At 42.7% G+C, this 13,455-nt stretch carries 12 protein-coding genes; 1 reads left to right on the forward strand and 11 read right to left on the reverse strand.

Going from position 1 to position 13,455, the window contains the following annotated elements:
* Nucleotides 1-313 precede the first annotated feature (313 nt).
* The 11 genes from QUA56_RS08925 to radA all read right to left on the reverse strand — a co-directional run bounded on the left by QUA56_RS08925 (nucleotide 314) and on the right by radA (nucleotide 12,389).
* A complete protein-coding gene (locus tag QUA56_RS08925) occupies nucleotides 314-5,983 on the reverse strand; it encodes an AAA family ATPase (RefSeq protein ID WP_333356005.1) in 5,670 nt (1,889 codons plus the stop codon).
* Between the two features lie 702 nt (nucleotides 5,984-6,685).
* Nucleotides 6,686-6,823 (reverse strand): IS1/IS1595 family N-terminal zinc-binding domain-containing protein, encoded by a 138-nt coding sequence (locus tag QUA56_RS36785; protein ID WP_445242885.1) that lies wholly within the window; start codon nucleotides 6,821-6,823, stop codon nucleotides 6,686-6,688.
* Between the two features lie 154 nt (nucleotides 6,824-6,977).
* The gene (locus QUA56_RS08930; protein WP_333356007.1) at nucleotides 6,978-7,382 is read right to left on the reverse strand and encodes a TIGR02588 family protein; all 405 of its coding nucleotides are present in this window, start codon (nucleotides 7,380-7,382) and stop codon (nucleotides 6,978-6,980) included.
* Nucleotides 7,379-8,233: a TIGR02587 family membrane protein gene (locus tag QUA56_RS08935; RefSeq protein ID WP_333356010.1), complete on the reverse strand. Its 855-nt coding sequence runs from the start codon at nucleotides 8,231-8,233 to the stop codon at nucleotides 7,379-7,381. Before QUA56_RS08935 ends, QUA56_RS08930 begins: the two co-directional genes overlap by 4 nt.
* A gap of 138 nt (nucleotides 8,234-8,371) precedes the next feature.
* Nucleotides 8,372-8,536 carry a hypothetical protein gene (locus tag QUA56_RS08940; RefSeq protein WP_333356013.1) on the reverse strand — a complete coding sequence of 55 codons (165 nt, stop codon included), beginning with the start codon at nucleotides 8,534-8,536 and terminating at the stop codon, nucleotides 8,372-8,374.
* 84 nt (nucleotides 8,537-8,620) lie between these two features.
* Nucleotides 8,621-8,851 (reverse strand): hypothetical protein, encoded by a 231-nt coding sequence (locus tag QUA56_RS08945; RefSeq protein ID WP_333356016.1) that lies wholly within the window; start codon nucleotides 8,849-8,851, stop codon nucleotides 8,621-8,623.
* 84 nt (nucleotides 8,852-8,935) lie between these two features.
* Entirely contained in the window at nucleotides 8,936-9,889 is a 954-nt protein-coding gene (locus QUA56_RS08950) for a WD40 repeat domain-containing protein (protein WP_333356019.1), read from the reverse strand.
* 60 nt (nucleotides 9,890-9,949) lie between these two features.
* The gene (locus QUA56_RS08955) at nucleotides 9,950-10,189 is read right to left on the reverse strand and encodes a DUF2283 domain-containing protein (RefSeq protein WP_333356022.1); all 240 of its coding nucleotides are present in this window, start codon (nucleotides 10,187-10,189) and stop codon (nucleotides 9,950-9,952) included.
* A gap of 46 nt (nucleotides 10,190-10,235) precedes the next feature.
* Nucleotides 10,236-10,454 (reverse strand): hypothetical protein, encoded by a 219-nt coding sequence (locus QUA56_RS08960; RefSeq protein WP_333262079.1) that lies wholly within the window; start codon nucleotides 10,452-10,454, stop codon nucleotides 10,236-10,238.
* 102 nt (nucleotides 10,455-10,556) lie between these two features.
* Nucleotides 10,557-10,820 (reverse strand): type II toxin-antitoxin system prevent-host-death family antitoxin, encoded by a 264-nt coding sequence (locus QUA56_RS08965; RefSeq protein ID WP_333356207.1) that lies wholly within the window; start codon nucleotides 10,818-10,820, stop codon nucleotides 10,557-10,559.
* Between the two features lie 12 nt (nucleotides 10,821-10,832).
* A complete protein-coding gene (radA, locus tag QUA56_RS08970; protein WP_333356025.1) occupies nucleotides 10,833-12,389 on the reverse strand; it encodes a DNA repair protein RadA in 1,557 nt (518 codons plus the stop codon).
* Between the two features lie 163 nt (nucleotides 12,390-12,552).
* Here radA and rpaB point away from each other — a divergent pair, with 163 nt between their 5' ends.
* Nucleotides 12,553-13,284, forward strand: coding sequence for a response regulator transcription factor RpaB (gene rpaB, locus QUA56_RS08975; protein WP_071587789.1), 732 nt, complete (start codon nucleotides 12,553-12,555; stop codon nucleotides 13,282-13,284).
* Nucleotides 13,285-13,455 lie beyond the last annotated feature (171 nt).

Below are 13,455 nucleotides of genomic sequence, written 5' to 3' on the forward strand. Positions count from 1 at the left end.
AAAGAGCGCTGAAGCGCAACTACGTACCTTTGTCACTATTTCATCTACATTTAGGTACGTAGTTGGGCTTTAGCCCCAAAGAGCGCTGAAGCGCAACTACGTACCTTTGCAACTACGTACCTTGGTCACTATTTCATCTACATTTAGGTACGTAGTTGGGCTTTAGCCCGCAAAGAGCGCTGAAGCGCAACTACGTACCTTTGTCACTATTTCATCTACATTTAGGTACGTAGTTGGGCTTTAGCCCCAAAGAGCGCTGAAGCGCAACTACGTACCTTTGAATCAACCCTTAAGTCAAGTAGGTAGTTGGGCTTTAGCCCCCCCCCAAGCGCTCAGCTCCCTGCTTGAGAGGAATCTGAATAACAAACTCTGCTCCCTGTCCAGGAGCGGAAATACAAGTCAGCCTACCATGATGTTTTTCTACTACAATCTGGTAGCTAATAGCCAATCCCAAACCAGTGCCAGAGCCGACACGTTTTGTAGTAAAGAAAGGGTCAAAAATCTTCTGGTTTACTTCCTCTGTCATCCCCGCTCCATTGTCGGCAATCCGAATCTCTACTTGGTTATTATTTATGACACTGGTACGAATGCGAACTTGTGATTTTTTCTTGGAGATTGATGCTATAGGAGACTTTACCAATGATTCCTCTATAGCATCAATCGCATTGCTGAGTATATTCATAAATACTTGGTTCAGGAAGCCGGCGTAACACTCTACTCTAGGTAAATTTCCATATTCTTTAACAATTTCAATATCTAGATTTTCTGGCTTACTTTTTAGCTGATTTTGCAACAGTAGCAGAGTGCTATCGATACCTTGATGGATATTTACTGGTTTCATTACTGCCTCATCCAAGCGCGAGAAATTTCGCAGCGACAAGACAATCTGGCGGATGCGTTCTGCCCCTACCTGCATCGAATCAAGCAATCTAGGAAAATCAGAAATTAAGAATTCCAGATCGATATTTTCTGCAACATTCTGAATCTCAGGAGTTGCATTAGGCAATTGCTGCTGGTAAAGATTCAGCAACCCCAGCAAGTCATTAAAATAATCGTTAGCGTGGGTAAGATTTCCATAGATAAAGTTAATCGGGTTATTAATTTCGTGAGCTAAACCAGCAACCATCTGCCCCAGACTTGACATTTTTTCAGTTTGAATTAGCTGAGTCTGTGTCGCTTGCAATTCCTTGAGAGCAAGTTCAAGCTGAATTGCTTGTTCTCTCAAAAGCGTATTTTTTTCTTGTAACTCCAGCGTCCTGGCTTCCACTTTCTGTTCTAGGGTTTGGTTGTAATCGTCTAATTTCTCGTTAGCTGCTTTCAAGTTTTGAGTGGCAGTTTCCAATTTCCCGTAGAGCATCGCATTTTTAAGGGATATAGCTATCTGTGAAGAAAGTATTTTTAATACTTCTACCCTCTGCGTTGTAAAGGCAGCAGTTGTTATATTATTCTCTAAATATAGAATGCCAATAAGCTTGCCTTGATTAATAATAGGCATAGATAATATAGACTTCGGTTGTGTTTTTATGATGTAAGGATCGTTTATGAATCTTCCTGACACTGCTGCATCATTTAAAACCACATTTTCTTTAGCTATGCCCACATAATTAATTATGGTAATTGGCAGATCGTCGCTGTTTTCAACTGGTGGTTCTGAACACAACACAACCGTATCTCTATCCACAACACCTGTAGCTTCTATCAATAACTTTCCATCTTTTTCTAATATCAAGCAGCCCGTTGTAGCTCCAGCATTTTCCATCACAATTTTAAGTAACTTATCCAGTAACTTATCAAGAACTATTTCTTCAGCCAAAGCCAGAGATGCTTTGTTGACAGTGGACAAATCTAAAAGCGCCGAACTTCCTCCGGTAGTCGTCGATGTTGTTGTTCTATTAATCTCCATGCCTATGAATTCTCGCTTCAGCATCTCAGAAAATACCAAAGGATATCTTGACTCCAAATCTTTAGCCTTAGCTTTCGCTCCCCAATGAACATATCCATAGTAAGCCTGTGTCAGATAAATTTGAGCAAACTTGTCTCTACCGAGGGAGAAATAAAACTCGGCTGCTAGTTCAGAGGCTAGTGCTTCTTCCTGAATGTATCCTTGTTCTTTGGCTCCGATTATAGCTCGGTCATAATATTCCATTGCTTCTACAATTTGCCCTTGAACCCGTGCTTTCTCTGCTTCTACAAGCTCGTACTTATGCTGAAAGTTAGAGGGGGCATTAAATGCACATTTCTGCATTTGTTGTTGATTTTTATCGAGAATTGCCAGGGATTCTTGTTGCTCTGATATTGAAGCATTGGGATACTGAGCAAGGAGAGCCAATGAATAGTAAAAGTTGTGAGTATAAGAAACTAGCATGCCCATCACACTTCCTGCTTGTTCTGAGGCTAAACTAGCGTTGGTAACGGCATTATTATATTCTTTAAATACATAAAAAATAATCGTTTTGGCAAGATAGGCAATAAACAGCAAAGTTCGATTGTTAGTTTCAATAAAAACAGGTAACATTTGTGTTTCATTAAAACTTTCACCAACTAACTGACATTGATTTTCCATTTTATTTTTAAGATTTAGCGTCAGTTGGTGAAATATTTTGATATAGTAGATGGAATAATCTTGTTTTAGTTTTAACGCTAAATCAAGATATTGTCTTTGCTGCTGTTCTACAATATCTAATTGCTGCCCAGTCAAAAACACGATAGCGCAATAAACAGTAATACAATAACCTGCATATTCTATATCTCCGGTTTCCAGTCCACTTTGAAAACCTGAAAGTAAGGGTAGCAAGGCTTCCTTAGTATGCTCTTTCCAATGTATAATGAAGCCGTAAAATATTTGATATGTTTTACATTTAAGCGAATTAGCGTTAAATTTATCAAGTAACTTTAATGCTAAGTTACCTGCATGATATCCGGTATCTATATCCCCAATTGCTGAACACAGTATTACACCATAAAAAACATAAGCAACAGCAGCAAGAGGGGAATGGCCGTATTCAATGCAAATTTTAGCCAACTTCACTATAAGCAGAGGCAACATTTCAGGATTAGCAGCGACAGCAGGAGAAACAAGGGACATTAGTATCCTTAAAGCCGCTATCTTGTAAGGATCTGTCATTTCTGGGATATTGTCCAAATCCGTGAGCTTTGGCAACTCAACCACAAACCCCCCGTCACCTTCTTCATTTGACAAGGAAACACCCAGCATATCCAGCACTTCCATACCAGTATCAATGGCTTTTAACATCTGATTTTGAGCCATATAAAACTGGATTTGTAGCTCGTATACTTTCACTCTTTCGAGTAGAGTCTTAGCTTGTTGCAGAACAACTTCAGCAAGAGTTGCAGACCTTTCGTAATTGGTAGTAAGATATTCCGCTTCCACCGCTTCTACATAGAGTCCGAGCGTCAGGTCATAGTTACTCTGCCAACTGTTTTCTGCTAAGAGTTCTAACCCTACTTTTAGTAGCGTGACAGCAGCTTCATAAGCTGTCGCTGCTTTGGCTTTTCGACCAGCTATTAAATTTAATTGAGCAAGCTGGTATTTTTCTTCTTGCTGCGTAATGAATTCCACTCCCACATTTAGCTGGTTAACAATATCAAAGACATTTTCTTCTATGGTGTCTTGATTTGTATTGTGCAACAGTAGTTGACCAATTTTCAGGTGGGTAGTTTTTTGCTGTTCAGTAGGAATCAGAGAATAAGCCGCTTGCTGCACGCGATCGTGCAAAAACTTGTAGGATACTTTGTAAGTGTTAACTTCTAATTGGGTTCCTTGACTATTACCCATTGCTAAGGAGTCATTACCCTTGCATAGTAACGGGATTTTGTAGGCACTTTCCCCGATCGGCAAAATTAGACCACTCTGAAGTCCATCCCATAAAGCAGATGCAGTTTCTGATATAGATTGTTCATTCACGATCGCCAAAACGTCTAAATTAAATCGGTTGCCAATACAAGCAGCTAACTTTAAAACTTTTTGGGTGTCTGGAGGCAGTTTTTGAATATTTCTGGCGATGAGTTCGACGACGTTATAATCCGCAATTCCAATAGTTTGAATTTGCCCGATGTCCCACTGCCAACTGCCGATGCTGAAGTCAAATGTCAACAGCTTTTCTGCGTCAAGAGAGGTGAGCAACTGAGTTATAAAAAAGGGATTGCCTTGAGTTTTATTGAAAACTAGCTCAGCTAATAACTTCCACTTTTCTCTTTCAGTGTTATTGTTTTTAGCAAGCAAACTTTCTCGCTCAATTTCTCCGTGTCGAGCGGAAAAAGAAGCAAGAGTGGAGACTGATGAGCAGTTGTCACCCAAGGTGTCAGTAACTAATTGATTGACTGTACTGAGTGCCAACGGTTGGAGGATGATATTATTTACTATTGACCCGGATGAATGAATCTTATCCAAGGTCTGCATTAACGGATGAGTTGGACTGACTTCGTTATTTCGATACGCTCCAATCAGCAACAAATATTGGCTATCTGAGTCGGTTAGCAGCAACTGAATCAATTTCAAAGAGGCTGAATCGGCCCATTGCAAATCATCTAAAAATAAGACTAGCGGATGTACTTTCTGTGTGAAAATATGAATGAATTGTTTAAACGCAAGATTAAAGCGATTTTGCGATTCGTTTGCACCTAGCTGAGAAACTTCTGGTGTCGCGCCAACTATCAATTCTAATTCGGGAATAACGTCAATAATTACCCGAATATTTGGCCCTAAAGCATTGAAAATATTCTGTTTCCAAAAACTAATTTTTTCAGGGCTTTCTGTTAACAATTGTCGGATCAATTCCTGGAACGCTTGAATCAAGGCTGCATAGGGAATATTCCGCTTAAATTGGTCGAATTTGCCAGCTATAAAATAACCCCTAGCTCCGACTATGGGTTTGTGTACTTCATAAACTAAACAAGATTTACCTATTCCTGAGTAACCGGAAACTAGCATCATTTCGGCTGTTCCAGCGCTAACACGGTCAAAGGCATCCATCAGGGTGGCTAGTTGCGTTTCTCGTCCGTACAGTTTTTGCGGGATGAGAAATTGACCGGATTTATCGCGCTGACCGGGGATGAAGTTTGAAATTTGGCCAGTTTGTTGCAACTGACTTAGACATTGTTCTAGATCCGCTTTAAGACCGTAAGCACTTTGATATCTGTCTTCAGCAGTCTTGGCTAATAATTTCATCACAATGTCAGAAATTGCTTTGGGAATCTCGGTATTTTGAATTTTTGATTTGGGATTGCCGATGGTATGTTCTGCTGTGCTATTTTGCGCCTCTGCACATATGTCGTAGGGCGGTACTGGCTGTTTGGCGATGTGGCAGTGAACTAATTCCATCGGATCGGGAGTTTTAAATGGCAGTTCGCCGCACAGTATTTCATAAAATGTGACGCCCAAAGAATAGAAGTCGGTGCGGTAGTCAATGGAGCGATTCATTCGCCCTGTTTGCTCTGGCGATATATAGGCCAGGGTTCCTTCTAGTAAAGTGGGATGGCTGAGTGCTTGGGTTTCTCTAGACAATCGCGTGGCAATGCTAAAGTCAGTAATTTTTACTTTGAGGGTTGTAGGATTAATGATGATGTTTGTCGGCTTAATATCTTTATGAATAATTTGGTTGTCGTGCAACTTACCCAGAGTGTCTGCTAGCTGAATAGCTATTGCTAAAAACTCTGTTAGTTGAAGTTGGCGATCGCTCAAAAACTTTTTGAGTGCTTCTCCTTTTGAATCTTCTAATATTAATGCCAGACCATTACGATGATTTTCTAAACCGTAGGGCTTGACAATACCTTCTAAATTGAGATGTCGGGAGATTTCATATTCATGTCTCAATTGCATGATCTCTTCGAGAGTAGGATAGTCAGAGCTAAGGATTTTGATAATCACAGCAGTCCGATCTTCCTTCCTCTCTGCGCGATAAACTACTGTAGTCAAACCTTCATTAATTTTTTCTATTAGTTTGTAATTTGCCTTGATATTCATAAATATTGTATCTCTCTTAACAGTATTTGATGCTGTGCGAAAGTAAATAGTTGGGGCAGTTTGGCTAAATATCTCTTTCTTTAATATTGAAACCTGAAAAAAGTATTTTTTCGTTAAATAGCTTAAAAAAGTCTGAATTTTTGTAAAACATATGACCCTTTTTATCTAAGTTTTATATTTTTGATGATAACACATCCCGCAGCTAAGTAGATAGGTGCAAAAAAATATAAATGGTCTGTAGAGGCTGGTTTAGCCCGTAATCATTGCTAGGAGCGATTTTGCCCTTTTAAAACCCGCCCCGCCCACCTTCGTTTATAGCGGTTTTCAACCGTATTAGGTACAGTAACTACAAGGAGTGAACGAATTTGTGAGAGATGTGAGAGATGTGAGAGCGATCGAGTCGAATCCGTCCACAAGTGCTGACACTCAAGTGTAATTACTTACGTGCACCAACCCAACGTAGATATTCTTTGATCTGAGACTCTTCTGCTTTCAATCGGATTTAAATCGGGAGAAAAAGGAGACAGGTAAATAACTCGCTGCTCCTACGGATTCAATCAATCCACGCTTCGGGGTACCCCAGAATATTTCTCATTAACGTAGGTTTGGAGCCATTGCTGAGAAATCTGGATCGCACGAGCAATCCCGGCAAGTGAAATACGTTCTAACAACAATCGATCAATTAGTTCTCGTGTCTGCCGGTCAATCACCGTATAAATGCGGATGTTCAACGAATTGCCGATCGCACTTAACACACTTAAACCGCTGTTTACTGTTGTGAATGCGACCGTTTTTGACTGTCTGGCAAGAACAACAGTTAGGACAAAGAGGGATTGTCAGCGATAAATTAGCAAGAACTACTGCTAATCTAGCATCATTAGTTCTAGGGTACTACCGGAAAAACCTTGTCTTTTTCCTAATCGCTAGAAAATCACACCAGTGCCATGTGCTATTTTGTACATCACTACAAGGTATCATTACTTATTTAGCACTACTAAGGTAGTTTATAGCTGCTCGATCGCACAATTAACTCACCTTGACGCGGATCGCGGCTGAAGATAAAAGCTCCTTCTTGAGTTTCGCCGCTTGACAAAAAATCAATTTGTTGGTCGCCGGATTCCAAGACTTCGCCGTTGACGCGCAGTTCTGCAATAATTTGCACTAATTCGGCTGTTTCGCCGCCCGTGTTTGTCACTGTAAACGGTACGTAAAATTGCCCTTGAGTTTCGCGAACAGGCGTGTTCCGAGAGACAGAAATAATCGGAGGTTCCTGCTTTTTAGTCACCCAGTTGTAGAGTACGAGCCCGGTGAGGATAAAAAGGATCGAGCAGGCGATCGCAAATGTCACCCATTCAGCAAAAGTTCTTTTTTGTTGCTGTTCGTTATTACTTTTATTCATACCGCCAACCTCCCCGCGGCGCCGCCAATAGTCGCCGGCAATCCCAACACTAACGTATAGCTCAACCAAATCGACCACGGGTCGTCAAAACTGAGTTTCTGGAAGAAAAACATCATAAATGCAGAAGCCGCCAGCGATACTAAATACGCCATGACTGTTTCGCTGAGGGGACGCTGAAAAATCCCTTGCTGCTGCTGCCTTTTTGCTTGATAAGTAAAGCCTGCTACAAATACTATACCGTAAGAAATTAGCAGCGAAGCGGCGATAATTGCTAATTGCCAAGGCGGCGAAATCGCTGCCGCTAGCATGGGAATTTCGTCAGTTGGGGCGATGTTGAAAGCAATGATCATTGCGCCGATTAAAGTAGCGCCGATATCTGCTACAGTTGCATTAATTGTAGGTTCCTGTTCACTGTCTGAAGTTTGATAGCGATCGCCGCTCAAGAAACCCCTTGCCAGGGCCACTCCCAAGGCAAACGGGAGACCTTCAAAGATGATTTTCCCCAAAGTTTCATGCAGCGGAGTCTCCGGCGTAATTTCCCGGAGCAAAAACAGGATAAAAGTCGCACAAACAATGCCGATAGCGATTGCTTCTACGGTATCGATTGCAGCTTCTAGCCAGCGGATGTCCTTAGTTTTGCGAAAACCTTCAGTGCGAGTCAGCAAGAAAACGGCGATACAAGTAGTTGCGATCGCGATCGACATTTCCGCTGGTGTAGTATACGAACCGATCCACCAAACCTCCATCGTATAAAGCAGGGGAATTCCGAACAAAAAACCGCCAGATGCACCTCTAATGATGTCGTTTAGTTCATTTGACCACTGATTTTTGCGTCTTTTTGATTTGTTCATGTTTAGTGAAAACGCACCTCAAAAATTTGGCAAGTAAATATTTTTTTAAACTTGCTCAAATAGCATACCATATTTGTTGTATTCTTTCTCTAACTTGTGCCAAATCATCAGGGGTTAATATTCCCAGTCTGCGTTCAACTAAACTTTTTTGAATGTGTTCAGTTTATGTAAGCGAACCGCTGAAGGTCGATTTAATCCTGCTTGTTGCCATTCCCGAATTTCTACATCAAAAGTTGTGCGAGGGATTTGACTGGTTATCTTCGCAATAATCATGTCTTCATCTCCTGTGTCCAACAGTACCAAACCAGGACGGCGTTTAGTTTCGGCTGCACCCGCAAACAGGAATGCAACTAGAACTAATTATCCAAACTGATAATTAGTCATAGCTCAAATCTCATCGTAAATTGCGTCTTCTTCGCTGCAACCACCAAAGAATTGTTCGGTGGCAAGACGATGCCAAGCAGCGTTTTCCTCTTCTTCATCTTCTGTGTCAGTTGGTTCTTTCACCAGAACAATAACTCGGACTTCTTGGTTAACTGCCAAGTATTTTAAGAGGGTATCGGGAAATTCTATTTTCCCTTGATCTGTGACTTTTGCGGGAAACTCGTAGGCTTTCATAATTTTTAGGTCAATTTTTTTACAACATTATTCAGTTTGTGATTTACTTTCTAATTCCTTGAGTGATAAAAAAAACTCGCACGATTATAAATCTCTTTGCCAAATCTTGATAGTTTTGTTATCACTTCCACTAACCAGAGTCTGCCCATCCGGGCTAAAAGCCACAGAGTAAACTCCCCATGAATGCCCCAAGAGACTGCAAATTTTATCTCTGGTATCGAGATTCCAAAGTTCGATAATACCAGGTTCCGTACTATCCTCTTCGCTGCCAGAATCCCACCCGCCACTTGCTAAAATTTTCCCATCAGGGCTAAAAGCTAAGCAGAAGTCCCCCATTGAATTTTCCGCAAGAGTATAGATTTCTATTCCCGTGTAGAGATTCCACAGCTTAATAGTTCCCACACAGTGCAAAGTCGCAAAAGTTTCTCCATCGGGGCTAACAGCGATCGCATAAACAGAGTCCATACCCTCCTGCCAATGCTTTGTCCAGATTTCATCTCCAGTGGTTAAATTAAAAGCTACTGCACTTAGAGAAACATAATCATCTGCACTGCTACTAAGTAGAATCTTTCCGTCAGGGCTGAATAAAATATCCAAACTATAAAATACTTCTACTGGCCACTTTAAAATCCGAATTTCTTCTCCATTTCTAAGGTTCCAAAGTTTGATAGTTGTGTCTTCGCTGGCACTTGCCAGAGTCTTCCCGTCGGGGCTGATAACTACAGAAGTAATTATGTCTGAATGTCCGGTGATGGTGTAAATTTCCTCTTTAGTGCTGAGATTCCAAAGCTTGATAGTTTTGTCCTTACTGCCGCTAGCAAGAGTTTGTCTATCAGGGGCGAGGGCAATGGATGTAACCCCTTGTGAATGTCCTGATAAAGTGTGAAGTTCTTGCCCTGTGTTGAGGTTCCACAGCTTAATTGTGCTGTCAGCACTTCCGCTAACTACAGTCTGTCCGTCTGGAGTGATGACAACAGAAGTTACCGAACATGAATGTCCGTGAAGGGTGTGTACGCATTGCCAGTTAGTTTGAATCATTTGATATTACTCCTAGCATTCATCCAGCAACCACATTTTTACTCATTGTTTTCAATGCCATTAAAGTGCAAGCTGAATTTCGGAATATTCTCCCAAAGCTTCGTTGACAACAATCAGTTTTCCTTGACTATCCGACCCTAATTGTTGATTGGCATTGAGTAATTCAATTCCATAAATAGTACCGTCTGGGGCAATATCCACATTCATTTGCTCCCTAACCTGGATAGTTTTTACCTGTGCGGTTTTTTCTTGCAGGTATATATAAGCTAGGTTGTATCTCGGATCGTAACTCAGTTTCACGGGAACCTCCTGCTCAAAAGAATTTGACAATTACAGTGATAATCATCTAGTCTTCGCCTTCTGACGCTGCGATCGCCTCCACTTTCTTCATAGCATAAACTTTTCCCTGCCACTCAGCATTGAAGGAAAAGTTGCGCCTAAATCCGGTTCTGCCAAATTGAGCCGGAAAAGTTGTGCCACTTTCAACAGTAGCAATTACTTCTGCCTCAGTTGCACCTCGCTCAATCAATCGTGCTTGAGCATGGGGATGTAATCTAACGCTCATGTTGCGATTACCTCCTTTTTGCCTCTTTATTTTTAAACTAACTTAATTCACCACACCCGCACATAAGCATCAAAATGAAAGTATGAGTGTCCAACAACAACCTCATTCCATGTACTCCTTAAACTCTTCTAGCGGTTCGTCAAAATCATCGGACATCCAAACCATTCCTTTGGCACTTCCTGCTTGCCGATTGGGTTTAGCTTGTTTGGGAATTCCTACCAATTTTACAACTGGCTGGTTATCTTGAGTAATCGCCACTTCTTCGCCTCTCATCGCCGCTTCGATTAATTCCAAAAGCTTTTCTTTTGCCTCAACAACGTCTACTTGATACATAATTTGTGCCTCCTTACTATCAATTTTCCACATCACAATTCTAACTCAATTAAACAAATCCTCTTCCTCCAAATCAACAGACTGTAACTCCATATCAGCAGACTGCAACTGAGCCGGAGTAGCAGGAATCGCTGCAATTATTGCATCGATTACTTTCGCCACCGGAATAATCTCCATCCCCAACTCCGGCACCGGTTGATTCTTAGGAATAATCGCCCTTTTGAAACCCAATTTTGCCGCTTCCCTCAGCCGCAATTCTAATTGTGAAACCGGCCGCACCTGTCCCCCCAAACCCACTTCTCCGAGCAAAACTGTGCGCGCATCGATTACCCGATCGCGAAAACTGGCCACAACGGCGATCGCCACTGCCAAATCCGCCGCCGGTTCATCCACCTTCAACCCGCCCACCGTCGCCAAAATCACATCTAATTTAGATAAAGGAATCCCCACCCTTTTCTCCAAAACAGCTAAAATTTGCTGCAATCTAGCATTATCCACACCCGTAGTAGTGCGGCGCGGCGAACCAAAACTCGCAGGGCTGACTAACGCCTGAATTTCTACTAAAATCGGTCGAGTTCCTTCACAAGTAACAGTCGTCGAAGTACCCGGAGAAAATTCATCTCTATTGCCTAAAAACAACTCCGACGGGTTATCTACTTCTCGCAAACCGTTTGCTACCATTTCAAAAACGCCGATTTCGTGAGTAGCGCCAAAACGGTTTTTCATCGATCGCAAAAGTCGGTGAGAAGCAAAGCGATCGCCCTCAAAATAAAGTACAGTATCTACCAAATGTTCCAAAACCCTCGGCCCGGCCAAAGCTCCATCTTTCGTAACGTGACCGACAATAAATAAAGTAATATTTTCCCTTTTCGCAACCTGCATCAAAGCCGAAGTACATTCCCGCACCTGAGCCACCGAACCCGGAGCCGATGTTAAACTAGCAAAATAAATAGTTTGGATGCTGTCAATCACTGCCACATTAGGTTTCAGCGCTTCCAACTCCCGCAAAACAACCTCTAAATCCGTCTCTGGAAGCAAATAGAAATTCTCCGCTGAATTGTCCTCGGAATCCTTTTTAGCTTCCCCGTTGCTGCCGGATTTATGCCCGCCGTTGCTTGACAATTCAACCGGATTAGCCACGCCCAAACGCTGCGATCGCAACTTCACCTGCTGGCCGGACTCCTCCGCACTGACATACAGTATCCGATCCTTGCGGGACAACATATTCGCCACCTGCAACAGCAGCGTCGATTTCCCGATTCCCGGTTCCCCCCCAATCAACACCAGCGAACCCGGAACAATCCCGCCTCCCAAAACTCGATCGAGTTCCCCGTAACCAGAAGGCCAGCGAGACTGAGTTTGGTCGGAAATCTGCGATAATCTGAAAGATACCCTTGGTTGACCCTTCGACTTATCAGGGGGCGAACCGCCCACTGTCTTAGTTGTCACCCCAGTTAAACCAGCCCGCGGCACACCAGCAGTAGGTTGCTCTAACTGCTCGTCAAAAGAATCCCACTTCTGACAGCTAGGACATCTGCCAAAATATTGTGGTGAATCATAGCCGCATTCCCGACAAATATATTGTATTCGAGGCTTAGGCATTGTTTTATGATAAATAGTCACCCTTAAAATTTAGAAAAGTCTGAGTTAAAGCAATTATCAAGCTTTCAGACCGATCGCCGCCCATGATTCAATTTGTGTCCTCTATGATAGGGTACAAAAAATTAACATTATCTGAAATGTAACTTAAGGAGTGCTCGGTAACTTGGAAAACCATAAAGAAAAAATTCTGGTAGTAGATGACGAAGCCAGTATCCGCCGCATTCTGGAGACTCGCCTTTCCATGATTGGCTACGATGTCGTTACCGCTGCTGACGGCGAAGAAGCTCTCGAAACATTTCGCAACACCGAACCCGACTTAGTGGTTTTGGACGTAATGATGCCAAAGCTCGACGGTTACGGCGTCTGTCAGGAGTTGCGAAAAGAGTCAGACGTACCCATCATCATGCTAACTGCTTTGGGAGACGTAGCCGATCGCATCACCGGTTTAGAATTGGGTGCCGACGATTACGTCGTCAAACCTTTCTCTCCCAAAGAACTCGAAGCCCGCATCCGTTCGGTACTGCGCCGGGTTGACAAAAACGGCGCCTCGGGCATTCCCAGCTCGGGAGTCATCCACGTCACCAATATTAGGATTGACACCAACAAGCGCCAAGTTTACAAAGGCGACGAACGAATTCGGCTCACGGGTATGGAATTCAGCTTGTTAGAACTGCTTGTCAGCCGTTCTGGAGAGCCTTTTTCGCGATCGGAAATTTTGCAGGAAGTCTGGGGATACACGCCAGAACGCCACGTAGACACCCGCGTAGTGGACGTTCACATCTCGCGGCTTAGGGCAAAGTTGGAAGACGACCCCAGCAATCCCGAATTAATTCTCACCGCCCGCGGCACCGGCTATCTGTTCCAGCGAATTGTCGAAATTGGAGAAGTAGGATAAAGTCAGTTGGCAGTTGGCAGTTGGCAGTTGACAGTTGACGGTTGGCAGCAGTCAGTGGTTATATCAAGTTCGAGCGATCGCTTATATTTATTTTTGAGTGCGAGCGTCTCGCTCGCGAGCGGGACGCTCGCACTCAAATGATAACTAATTAACCGAACATGATATTACTGG

The sequence above is a fragment of the Microcoleus sp. N3A4 genome (genome assembly GCF_036701805.1).
Classification (GTDB): Bacteria; Cyanobacteriota; Cyanobacteriia; order Cyanobacteriales; family Microcoleaceae; genus Microcoleus.

What these genes read in the sequence shown, in the direction of transcription:
- QUA56_RS08925 (WP_333356005.1), bottom strand. Translation starts at nt 5,983, where the DNA reads ATGAATATCAAGGCAAATTACAAACTAATAGAAAAAATTAATGAAGGT.
- QUA56_RS08965 (WP_333356207.1), bottom strand. Translation starts at nt 10,820, where the DNA reads ATGTGGAAAATTGATAGTAAGGAGGCACAAATTATGTATCAAGTAGAC.
- QUA56_RS08930 (WP_333356007.1), bottom strand. Translation starts at nt 7,382, where the DNA reads ATGAATAAAAGTAATAACGAACAGCAACAAAAAAGAACTTTTGCTGAA.
- radA (WP_333356025.1), bottom strand. Translation starts at nt 12,389, where the DNA reads ATGCCTAAGCCTCGAATACAATATATTTGTCGGGAATGCGGCTATGAT.
- QUA56_RS08960 (WP_333262079.1), bottom strand. Translation starts at nt 10,454, where the DNA reads ATGAGCGTTAGATTACATCCCCATGCTCAAGCACGATTGATTGAGCGA.
- QUA56_RS08935 (WP_333356010.1), bottom strand. Translation starts at nt 8,233, where the DNA reads ATGAACAAATCAAAAAGACGCAAAAATCAGTGGTCAAATGAACTAAAC.
- QUA56_RS08950 (WP_333356019.1), bottom strand. Translation starts at nt 9,889, where the DNA reads ATGATTCAAACTAACTGGCAATGCGTACACACCCTTCACGGACATTCA.
- QUA56_RS08945 (WP_333356016.1), bottom strand. Translation starts at nt 8,851, where the DNA reads ATGAAAGCCTACGAGTTTCCCGCAAAAGTCACAGATCAAGGGAAAATA.